The 11,611-nt window shown below is 61.0% G+C and carries 6 protein-coding genes; 3 read left to right on the top strand and 3 right to left on the bottom strand.

Annotation, left to right across the window (positions count from 1 at the left end; genetic code table 11):
• Positions 1–29 precede the first annotated feature (29 nt).
• The gene (locus AC1RMD_RS26380; RefSeq protein WP_492930992.1) at positions 30–1,358 is read right to left on the bottom strand and encodes an MFS transporter; all 1,329 of its coding nucleotides are present in this window, start codon (positions 1,356–1,358) and stop codon (positions 30–32) included.
• A 175-nt stretch (positions 1,359–1,533) separates the two neighbouring features.
• Here AC1RMD_RS26380 and AC1RMD_RS26375 point away from each other — a divergent pair, with 175 nt between their 5' ends.
• From AC1RMD_RS26375 to AC1RMD_RS26365, 3 genes are all read left to right on the top strand, one after another.
• Positions 1,534–3,981, top strand: a complete 2,448-nt coding sequence (locus AC1RMD_RS26375) for a glycoside hydrolase family 31 protein (protein ID WP_492930990.1) — start codon at positions 1,534–1,536, stop codon at positions 3,979–3,981.
• 70 nt (positions 3,982–4,051) lie between these two features.
• On the top strand, positions 4,052–5,887 hold the full coding sequence (locus AC1RMD_RS26370; RefSeq protein ID WP_492930988.1) for a M2 family metallopeptidase: 1,836 nt from the start codon (positions 4,052–4,054) through the stop codon (positions 5,885–5,887).
• Positions 5,888–5,990: 103 nt separating this feature from the next.
• Complete coding sequence (locus AC1RMD_RS26365) at positions 5,991–6,893, top strand: alpha/beta fold hydrolase (protein WP_492930986.1); 903 nt, start codon at positions 5,991–5,993, stop codon at positions 6,891–6,893.
• Here AC1RMD_RS26365 and AC1RMD_RS26360 read toward each other — a convergent pair.
• Entirely contained in the window at positions 6,878–8,431 is a 1,554-nt protein-coding gene (locus AC1RMD_RS26360) for a tryptophan halogenase family protein (RefSeq protein WP_492930984.1), read from the bottom strand. The genes AC1RMD_RS26365 and AC1RMD_RS26360 overlap by 16 nt on opposite strands.
• Before the next feature lie 98 nt (positions 8,432–8,529).
• Entirely contained in the window at positions 8,530–11,250 is a 2,721-nt protein-coding gene (locus AC1RMD_RS26355) for a TonB-dependent receptor (protein WP_492930982.1), read from the bottom strand.
• Positions 11,251–11,611: the final 361 nt, after the last annotated feature.

Raw genomic sequence — 11,611 nt, 5'->3', positions numbered from 1 at the left:
GACTACATGGTCAAGCGAACAATCCTACATCAACGCCCGGCCGGTTCGGCGTTGTCGCGGACGGCCAGGGTCAGCACGCCGGCCACCGCCATGCACACGCCGCCCAGCATCAGGGTCTTGACGGTGTGGCCGGCGAACCAGTGCTTGGTGACGAAGCCCAGCAGCACGCCGCTGACGATCTGCGGAATGGTGATGAAGAAGTTGAACACGCCCATGTAGTAGCCCATGCGCTTGGCGGGCAGCGCGCCGGCCAGGATCGCGTAGGGCATGGTCAGGATGCTGGCCCAGGCGATGCCGACGCCGATCATCGGCACGAACAGCAGGTTCAGGTCATGGATGGCGTAGATGCTGAACAGGCTGGCGCCGCCGATCAGCAGGCAGCTCATGTGCACGAACTTGCGGCTGGTCTTGCGCGCGAAAATCGGCAGGATGAAGGCGGCCAGCGCGGAAACGCCGCTGTAAACGGCGAACATCACGCCGACCCGGTTGCCCGCCTCCTGGAACGCCACCGATTGCGCGTCGGTGGTGCCGAAGACGTTTTCGCCGATGGCGGAGGTGGTATAGATCCACATCGCGAACAATGCGATCCAGGAGAAGAACTGCACGGCGGCCAGCTGCACCATGGTCTTCGGCATATTGGTGAAGCCGCCCATGATCTCCTTGAGCGCGTGACCCAGGCCCTTGGTGCGGCGCTGCTCGGCGCGGAAGGCTTCCAAGTCTTCGGGCGGCGTTTCCTTGGCGGTCAGGATGGTCCACAACACGGCCAGGAAGTAGATGGCGCCGCCAGCGTAGAAGGAGTACCGTACCGTATCGGGAATCGCGCCGTTGACCGGCACGTTGCTCACGCCCATATAGTCGGCGAAGATGGTCGGCAGCAGCGAGGCGATCACCGCGCCCCAGCCGATGAAGAAGGTCTGCATCGCGAAGCCGGCGGTCTGCTGCGAGGAACCCAGCTTGTCGCCGACGAAGGCGCGGAACGGTTCCATCGAGACGTTGATGGCGCCATCCATCAGCCACAGGACGACAACCGCCATCCACAGCGCGGTGGAATTCGGCATCAGGAACAGCGCGATCGACGCCAGCAAGGCGCCGATGAAGAAGAACGGACGGCGGCGGCCCCAGGTTGGATGCCAGGTGTTGTCGCTCAGGTAGCCGATAATCGGCTGCACCAGCAGGCCGGTGACCGGCGCCGCCAGCCAGAACAGGGACAGGTCGTCGGGATTGGCGCCCAGCGTGGAAAAAATCCGGCTGGTGTTGGCATTTTGCAGCGCAAAGCCGAACTGGATGCCGAAAAAGCCGAAGCTCATGTTCCACAACTGCCAAAACGACAGTATGGGCTTGCTGCTGGAAGATTGCATGCTGCGTGTCCCCGACTATTTTGAATTTGTAGCAAAATAACACGCAGCCTGACACGTGTCAATTGAAAGAGTTTCCCAGTAAAATAAAGGAAACAAGCCATCCCAAGGGCAGTATTTTGTAGTCAAATGTAGCCAAACAACAAAATCATAACAACCTCTGAGACCATAAAATTACATGAAAAGCAATTCCATCGCCAAACTTGCGGCCGTGTTGCCGCTGCTGGTCGCCAGCCAGGCCGGCCAGGCGCAAAACGCCGACCGCAAATTCGACAGCGCCACCCGCAACGGCGGCCAGCTGGAAGTCCACACCAGCGACGGCCGCTATGTCATCAAGCCCTACTCCGCCGGCATCGTCGAAACCACCTTCGTGCCGAACGGCGAGCAGCTGGACCCGGCCTCGCACGCGGTGGTGCTGGCGCCGGCCGCGGTCCGCACCACGCTGGCCACAAAGATCAACAGCATCGAATATGCCACACCCGGCATCGTCGTCACCATTACCAAGTCGCCGTTCCAGATTTCGTATGCATACCGGGGCAAGCGCCTGGTCGCGGAAAAGCATGGCTACGTCAAGTTCCAGGACGACCTGGCCACCGGCAGCAAGGATATCAACAAGGGCGCGGCGCGCGAACTGGAAGGCATCGAGTTCGCGTTGGACAAGGACGAAGCCCTGTACGGCGCCGGCGAGCGCGCGGTCGGCATGAACCGCCGCGGCCACCGCTTCCCCCTCTACAACAAGGCGCACTACGGCTACGACGACAAGTCCGAACAGATGGGCTACGCGATGCCGGTCGCGCTGTCGTCGAAGATGTACGCGCTCCACTTCGACAATCCGCAAACCGGCTACCTCGATTTCGACAGCAAGAAGTCCGACAGCCTGACCTACCAAACCATCGGCGGCCGCAAGACCTACCAGGTGATCGCCGGCGACAGCTGGGAGGAAGTAGTGGGCAACTACACCAGTCTGACCGGCAAACAACCGCTGCCGCCGCGCTGGGCCTTCGGCAATTTCGCGATGCGCTTCGGCTACCGCAACGAGGCTATCGCGCGCGACACCGTCAACAAATTCATCGCCGACGACATTCCGCTCGACGCCATCGTGTTCGACCTGTTCTGGTTCGGCAAAGAGATCAAGGGCACGATGGGCAACCTGGCCTGGGACAAGGACAGCTTCCCCAACGCCACCGGCATGATCGCCGACTTCCAGAAAAAAGGCGTGCAGACGGTGGTGATCACCGAGCCGTTCATTCTCGACACCTCCAGCAAGTGGCAGGAGGCGGTCGACAAGAAGGTGTTGGGCATGGACGCCAGCGGCGCACCGCTGGCCTACGACTTCTACTTCGGCCACACGGGGCTGATCGACATCTTCGGCAAGCCGGGCAAGGACTGGTTCTGGAACATCTACAAAGGCCTGCGCGAACAGGGCGTGACCGGCGTATGGGGCGACCTGGGCGAACCGGAAGTGCACCCGACCGCCATGCGCCACGCCACCGGCAGCGCCGACCAGGTGCACAACATCTACGGCCACCAATGGGCGCGCCTGGTGGCGGAAGGCTATCAGCAGGACTTCCCGACCGAGCGCCCATTCATCCTGATGCGCGCCGGGTATTCGGGCACGCAGCGCTACGGCATCATTCCATGGTCCGGCGACGTCAACCGGGGCTGGGGCGGTTTGCAGGCGCAGCCCGAAATCTCGCTGCAAATGGGGATGCAGGGCGCGGGCTATATGCACTCGGACCTGGGCGGCTTCGCCAATCCGGTGCTGGACAATGAACTCTACACGCGCTGGCTGCAGTATGGCGTGTTCCAGCCGATCTTCCGTCCGCACGCGCAGGACGAGGTGCCGCCGGAGCCGGTCTACCGCGAGGACCGCACCAAGGCGCTGGCGCGCGAGGCCATCCGCCTACGCTATCGCCTGCTGCCATACAACTACACGCTGGGCTTCGACAACAACCAGAAAGGCCTGCCGCTGATGCGCCCGATGCTGTACGAGGAGCCGGGCAACGCCAAGGTGCGCGCGATGTCGTCGACCTACTTGTGGGGCAAGGACTTCCTGGTCACGCCGGTGCTCAAGCAGGGCGCGACCACCGCCGACGTCTACTTCCCGGCGCGCAGCGCATGGTTCGATTTCTACAACGGCGAGAAGCACGCCGGCGGCGCCACCACATCGGTGAAGCTGAGCGCCGACCATGTGCCGGTCTACGTGCGCGCCGGCGCCTTCATCCCGATGGCCAAGGTGGTGCAGACCACGCGCGACTATTCGACCAAGCATATCGACCTGCACTACTACCACGACGCCTCGGTCGGCGCCGGCGCCGGCAAGCTGTATGACGACGACGGCAGCACCGCGCAAGCCTACGAACAGGGCAAGTACGAGCTGCTGCACTTCGCCAGCAAGCTGCAAGGCCGCAGCCTGTCGCTGCGCATCGAATCCGAAGTGGGCAAGCAGTACCAGCGCCCCGAGCGCAGCATCGCGCTGCAAGTGCATAACGTGACGGCCCACCCGTCGCTGGTGCGCGTGGACGGCAAGCCGGTCATCTTCGTCTGGGACGAAGCGGCCAAGGTGCTGAACATCGCGCTGCCGGCCAGCAGCCAGGCCGGCCGGAGCGTCGCCATCACCCTGTAAGCGTGTATGATTGCTGGCCATCGAATCCATTGATTCGATGGCCAACAAGACCATATACGGAGATAGGGAGATGCCAGTGTCACCAAAAATCATCAGCACGCTGTTCGCGCTCGGCGCCATGACAGCCGCCAGCACCACCGTGCTAGCCGCCCCCGAAAAAAAACCCACCGTCGCAGAAGCCGAGCGCTTCCTGGCCGACACCGAAGCCCACCTCAATAAGCTGAACAACGAACAGGCCAAAGGCGCCTGGGTCGGTTCCAACTTCATCACCGACGACACGGAAGCCATCGCCTCCTTCTTCGCCGAACGCTACCTGACGGCGGCCGGCGAAGCGGCCATCGCGGCGCGCCGTTTCAACGGCGTGAAGCTGCCGGCCGAATCGGCCCGCAAGATGATGCTGCTGCAGCAGACGCTGGTCTTCGCCGACGCCAAGGAACGCGAAAGCTACGCGCAATTGCAGGCGGCGATGAACGGCGCCTACGGCAAAGGCAAGTACTGCGCGAAGAAGCCCGACGGCACGGCCGACGCCTGCATGGCGCTGGGCGAAATGGAAAAGGTGCTGGCCAAGAGCCGCGACGAGGCCAAGCTGAAGGAAATGTGGTTGGGCTGGCACGCGCAAGCGCCGTCCTACAAGCAGAAATACACCGAATACGTCGCGCTGTCGAACAAAGGCGCCAAGCAGATGGGCTTTGTCGATACCGGCGCCATGTGGCGCTCGCAGTACGACATGCCGCCGGAAGCCTTCTCGGCCGAGATGGAGCGCCTGTGGCAGCAGGTCAAGCCGCTGTATGAAGCGCTGCACACCTACACCCGTCACAAGCTGCGCCAGACCTACGGCCCGGACGTGGTGCCGCTGACCGGCCCTATCCCGTCCCACCTGTTCGGCAACATGTGGAGCCAGAACTGGAACAACCTGTATCCGCTGCTGAAGCCAGCGACGGGCGCCAGCAGCTTTGACCTGAGCAAGGTGCTGGAAGACCGCAAGACCGACGCCAAGCAGATGACGCAATACGCCGAGCGGTTCTACACCTCGCTGGGCATGCAGAAGCTGCCGGAATCGTTCTGGGAGCGCTCGCTGCTGACCAAGCCGCGCGACCGCGACGTGGTGTGCCACGCCTCCGCCTGGCCGCTGAACGAGAAGGACGACGTGCGCATCAAGATGTGCATCACGCCGACGGCCGAGGACTTCACCGTGATCCATCACGAGCTGGGTCACGTCTACTACTTCCTCAACTACACCAAGCAGCCCTACCTGTTCCGCAACGGCGCCAACGACGGCTTCCATGAAGCCATCGGCGACACGGTCGCATTGTCGATCACGCCGAGCTATCTGCAGAAGGTCGGCCTGATGGACCAGGCGCCGGACGCCAACGCCGACATCGGCCAGTTGCTGGAGCGCGCGCTGAGCAAGGTCGCGATCCTGCCGTTCGCCTACTCGGTGGACAAGTGGCGCTGGGACGTCTACTCCGGCAAGACCAAGCCGGCCGACTACGACAAGAGCTGGTGGCAACTGCGCGAACAGTACATGGGCATGAAGCGCCCGGCGGCGATCGACGGCAAAGGCGCAGGCTTCGACGCCGGCGCCAAGTACCACGTGGCGGCGGACGTGCCGTATGCGCGCTACTTCCTGGCCGACATGCTGCAGTTCCAGTTCCACCGCGCGCTGTGCCGCGAAGCCGGCTACACCGGTCCGCTGCACCGCTGCTCGGTGTACGACAACGCCAAGGCCGGCGCCAAGCTGCAGCAGATGCTGGCGATGGGCGCGAGCAAGCCGTGGCCGGAAGCGCTGAAGGCGATTTCGGGCGAGGACAAGATCGACGGCGGCGCGCTGCTCGACTACTTCGCGCCACTCAAGACCTGGCTCGACACGCAGAACGCGGGTTTCGCTGCGGCTGAGAAGAAGTAATCCCCTCCCAAGCCCCTATCCAGTGCGGAAGCAAGGGGTAGGGGTTGTCGCTACGCCAAGGCCTGCCGTGATAAAAAAAAGCATATTAATAGCTGCGTTCACCTTGTCCATTCCATTCTATGGATGTAAAGCGCAGGATGTAAGCGAACCGCAAATTGGTGGAATAAAGCAGTTTGTGCAAATCAGTACGGACGATACGGCCAAGCCGGTGCTCCTTTTCCTGTCTGGCGGGCCAGGCAGCTCAATGATAAAAAACGAGGCGGCTTTTACCAGGATACTGCGATCCAGATTCACGATTGTTCACTGGGATCAGAGAAACGCGGGGAAAACACTGGCCTTGAATCCTTCACCCACTCAACCGTCGGTTGAGCAAATGGTGAATGACACCTATCAGGTCATCGAATTTGTCAGGAAAAAGCTGGGCAAGGAGAAGATTTACCTGCTGGGAAGTTCATGGGGGAACGTTCTGGGCTTCCAGATCGTCAAAACCCATCCTCAACTCCTGCATGCCTATTTTGCCGTCAATCCCGTGGTGAGCCAGGTGGCCAGCGAAAAGGAACTGCTGCTGACCCTGAAGACGCATTTCGAGGGGAACCCGCTCGCCACCGAAGAATTAGCCAAGGTGAACATCCCCTTCAAGGCCGACGAAGACCTGTTTTACCTGAGGAAGTGGCTCTTTTACAAGGACGGCAAGGAATTTGTGACCAGTAATGAATTCAAGAACGGTTTCCTCGAATGGTCAAAATCCTGGTCACCGGTGTGGAACGAGGTCATGAATATCGACTTGCCCGAAACGCTGAAGAAGGTCGACTGTCCAGTTTATTTCTTTGTCGGTAAAAACGATATTCAAACCTCCACCAGGATTACGGCAAAGTACTTTGAGAGGCTGCAAGCGCCAAAAAAAGAGCTGTTTATTTTTGAAAAATCCGGACATCAAATTCATCAAGATGAACCGGAACGGTTTCAAAATACGATCATCTCGACATTGGCTCAGCGTACCCCGTAGTTCGGCCGTTTCATCTGCATCGCCGCCGCCTGGCAATGGGCGGCGATGAAGTCTTCGTGGTTCGGCATCTTGCCGGCGCAGTTCTCCACCACGGTCTTGATGGTGCGCAGATGCGCCTCGATCTGCTCCTGCGGATACAGATCCACCAACGGATGATACGACTGCGGCCGCAAGCCCTGCCCCAGCATCACCTGCAACCAGCTCACCGCCGCGAACATCTCATCCTTCTCGCGGTAGAAGCGGCCGTGCTGCTTGAACAGGTCCATCTTCTGCTTCAGGCTTTCCGGCACCTCCATCGTGCGGCAGTAGTTCCAGAACGGTGTGTCGTCGCGCTCCGTCGCGTGGTAGTGCAGCACCAGGAAGTCGCGGATCTTGTCGACCTCGAAGTGCGCCTGGCGATTGAACTCGTCGATATTGTCCTGGTTGAAATCGCGGTCCGGGAAAAAGCTCATCAAACGCGCGATGGTCGACTGGATCAAATGGATGCTGGTCGACTCCAGCGGCTCCATGAAGCCGCTGGCCAGGCCGATCGCCACCACGTTCTTGTTCCAGAATTTCTTGCGCTTGCCGGTGACGAAGCGCAGCGGCTTGGGCTCGGCCAACGGCGCGCCGTCCAGGTTGGCCATCAGCTGCGCGCTCGCCTCGTCGTCGCTGATGTATTTGCTCGAATAGACATGGCCATTGCCGATGCGGTGCTGCAGCGGAATGCGCCACTGCCAGCCGGCCGTGCGCGCGGTGGCGCGCGTGTACGGCGTGATCGGCCCGGTCGACTCGCACGGCACCGCCAGCGCGCGGTCGCACGGCAGCCAGTGGGTCCAGTCCTCGTAGCCGGTCTTCAAAGCGCCTTCGATCAGCAGCCCGCGGAAGCCCGAGCAATCGATGAACAGGTCCGCTTCGATGCGCTCGCCGTTTTCCATCATGATCGCCGCCACATGGCCGTCGCCTTCGCGCAGGATCACGTCGGCCACTTTGCCCTCGGTGCGGACCACGCCGCGCGCTTCGGCGAACTTGCGCAGGTATTTGGCATACAGTCCGGCGTCGAACTGGAAGGCGTGGGCGATGTGCGACACCGGCGAATTGCCGGCGTCGACCGCGCGCATGAATTTGTTCTGCGGCGCCGCCACCGCCGCCAGCGAATAAGCGCTGAAGTCCGGCGCCAGCCCGGCCTGGTGCAGCTTGAGCCAGTAATGGTGGAACTCGACCAGCCCCATGTCCAGGCCGATGTTGCCGAAGGTGTGGATGTAGTTCTCGCCCAGCTTGCCCCAGTTGACGAACTGGATGCCCAGCTTGAAGGTGCCCTGGGTCTCGCGCATGAAGTCGTCTTCGTCGATGCCCAGCGCCTGGTTGAACAATTTGATCTGGGGGATGGTGGCCTCGCCCACGCCGACGGTGGAAATCTCGTCCGATTCGACCAGGCGCACCTGGTAATGGCCGCCCAGCAGTTTGGACATGGCCGCCGCCGTCATCCAGCCGGCGGTGCCGCCGCCGACGATCAGGATTTGCTTGAGGCGGCGATCCGCCTGGTTTTGCTGCGTCATTGTTGGTCTCCAGCTTTTTATGTTGTCCGATATTGTGCACGAAAAAAAACACCCCCTGCCGGCAACTGCTGACAGGGGGTGTTTTGGACCGGACTGAATTACATTTTGTAGTTCAGGCCCAGCAGCATGGTGCGGCCGTACTTGGTGTACTCGCCTGGCACTTTGACGTTGCCGTTGCTCAGGATGGTCTGGTACGCGGTATCGCTGGCGTTGATCACCTGGAACAGCAGCGACAGGCCTTTGTACTGGCCTTCCTTGAACTCGTAACCGAGCTGGAAGTCCACTTGCGCCGCGCCCTTGATGTCGGTGAAGGTGCGATCGGCGCCGAAGCCGGTCACTTCGCCACGGAAGTTGGAGCGCTCGCTGCGGGTTACACGTGCCGAGTAGCCGGACTTCTCGTAGAACACCTGCACGTTCGACACGGTGCGCGACAAGCCCGGCAGTGCGCCGGTGGTGCCTGGACCGTCAGGCGCGATCTCGCTCTTGGTGCGGGAGATCGAACCGGTGGCGCCGAAGCCGTCCAGGCCGGTCCACAGGACCTTGCCGTCGATCGAGCCAGACAGTTCCACACCCTTGATCGAGCCGCCCGTGCCGTTGGCCGGTTGCTTCAGCGTGCCGATGTTCGATTTCGGCGTCACGCCATCGTTAGGATAGCTGGTGAAATCGAACGGCAGGATCTGGTCGTAGATGTAGGTGTTGAGCTTCTTGTAGAAGGTCGCGGCGCTGAAGTAGGTGCTCTTGTCGAAGTACTTCTCGTACGTCAAGTCGATCGCGTTGGCGCGCCATGGCTTCAGCTTAGGATTGCCGCCGTCGCCAGCCCAGACCAGCTTGGTGGTATCCACCGAAGCGCTGGACGACGCGCGCAGCTGGTCCAGACGTGGACGAGCCATCGTCTTGCCCAGGCCGAAGCGCACATGCTGCTCGCTGCCCAGGTCAAAGTTCAGGTTCAGGCTAGGCAGGAAGTCGTTGTACGAAGTGCCTTCTTCCGCGGTCTTCGGCTTGTTCAGGTTGCTGGTGTCGACGTTGAACGCGCTCGAGCTCTGGTTGGTGTGGATCATCTGTACACCGAAGTTACCTTTGACAGGCACACCCCAGGTGTCGTCGATGCCGACCTTGGCGTAGGCGGTCGACACTTTCTCGCTGACCAGCCAATCCTTGTTGTAGATGTCCTGGTGAACCTTAGGCGTCAGCGTGTACACGCTGTTGAGTGCGCCCATGATGTCGTAGGACATGATGCCAGGGATGCCGGCGAAGCCCAGCGAGGTCGGATCCTGGATCAGGTTGGCAGGCACGGAGATCGGTGCGCGGCCATTCTTCAGGTTGACCAGCATCTCCGCCGATTGACGAGTCTTGTCGCGCTTGGTGAAGTTGACGCCCACGTCCAGGTTGCTGAACATGCCGTCCAGGCTGCGCTTGGCCGAGAAACGGGCCGATTTCAGCTTGTCGGTCACTTGCGGGTACTTGACGTAGCCGTCCTGGCCCCAGCCGCCCGAATCGCTCAGCCTGACGACCGCAGGATTGGCGTAGTTCAGGCCGGTGGTCACTTGCGGCAGGCCGGTCTGGTTGTCGCGCACGATCTTGGCGCTGTCGGTGGTGGCTGCGCCGGCGTAGGTTTCCAGGATCATGTCCTGACGGTCCGCTTTCGAGTAGCTGAAGTCGGCGATACCGGTCCAGTCTTCGTTCATGCGCAGCTTGTTGTTCCAGCCGATCGCGAACAGCTTGTCGCGGTTGGTGTTCAGGTCGTTGCGCAACACAGGCTTGATGCCGCCGACGGTCGCGCTCTGCAGCACCTGGGTGCCGCCGTAGCTGGCGAATACCGGGTTGGAGTAGGTCAGGTCGCCCATCCAGTTGCCGGTGCCGAATTGCATGCCACGGATGGTGGTGTCGGAATCGAATTTCGAGTAGTAGGTGTCCACCATCGACTGGAAGTCGCGGGTCGGTTTCCACTGCACCACCGCCATCAGGCCGTCGCGGGTCTGCTTGGTCGAGCCGGCGGCGATTTCGTTGCCGGAGTTGGCCAGGCCGGTGGCGTTGCCGGTCTTGGGATCGTTGCCATAACCCCAGCTGCTCCACTTCTGGTACTGGCTCGGGGAATCCAGGCGGGCGTAGCCCAGCGCCACACCCACGGTGCGGTTGGCGAACTGGTCGATGTAGATACCGCTCAGGCGGTAGCCCTTGTCTTTGTAGCCGGCGTTTTGCTTGCCGATCGAGTTCTTCTCGCCGCGCACGTTGATCGCCATGGTGCGGCCCGGGAATTCCAGCGGACGCACGGTTTGCAGGTCGACGGTGCCCGACAGGCCCTGGCCGATCAGTGCCGCGTCCGGCGTCTTGTAGACCACGGCGCCGTTGATCAGTTCCGATGGATACTGGTCATATTCAACGCTGCGGTTGTCGCCGGTGGACGCCTGCTCACGACCATTGAGGGTGGTGGTCGAGAAGTCTGGCGCCAGGCCGCGGATGCTCAGCACCTGGGCACGGCCAGCCACGCGTTGCGCGGCCACACCTGGCAGGCGCGACAGCGATTCGGCGATCGATACGTCCGGCAGCTTGCCGATGTCTTCGGCGGAGATCGCTTCGACGATGGATTCGGAATTCTTTTTGACGGAGATAGCGTCTTCGATACCGCGGCGGATACCGGACACTTTCACCGTTTGCGTGACAGGCGCGTCGGCGGCCTGGGCGGCGGTCGCGACTTGCGCGTAGGACGAGCCGGAAATGGCGGACAGCAGCAATGCACAGCCGGCTGCTACCGGGCTCAACTTAAATGCAACACTGGTCGGAGCCGAGTTGGCGCCGCGCTGGTTGGCGGAATTCATCATCAAATGTCCCTCACTCATCTAAAAATATACCCGCGACAACTACAGCCTGCTCTCGCTACATCGACTACACGGGTTCCAAGGATTGCAAACGTTCTAAAAGACGTTCTATGAAGAATTTTGTACTAAAACTAGATTCGGTGTCAATCAAACTTCAGTCACGCTACGTGCGCAGAGGGCCGCCAGCCCTTGCCCGCCCCGTGAAAACGCCAATCGCGTTGTATTTCGGCTACAGGCGACCACCCCTGATTATGTAGTGGAACTACATTTTTTGACTTGATAGCACTTTACTTCGTAGCATTTCCAACGCCGGCCCGATGGAAAAGTTATCTCAAGGATAATTTTTAAAGAAATGCAGCGAAGG

It is taken from the genome of Duganella sp. GW822-FHT06D06, assembly GCF_058799615.1.
This window is presented reverse-complemented; position numbering and strand designations above follow the sequence as displayed.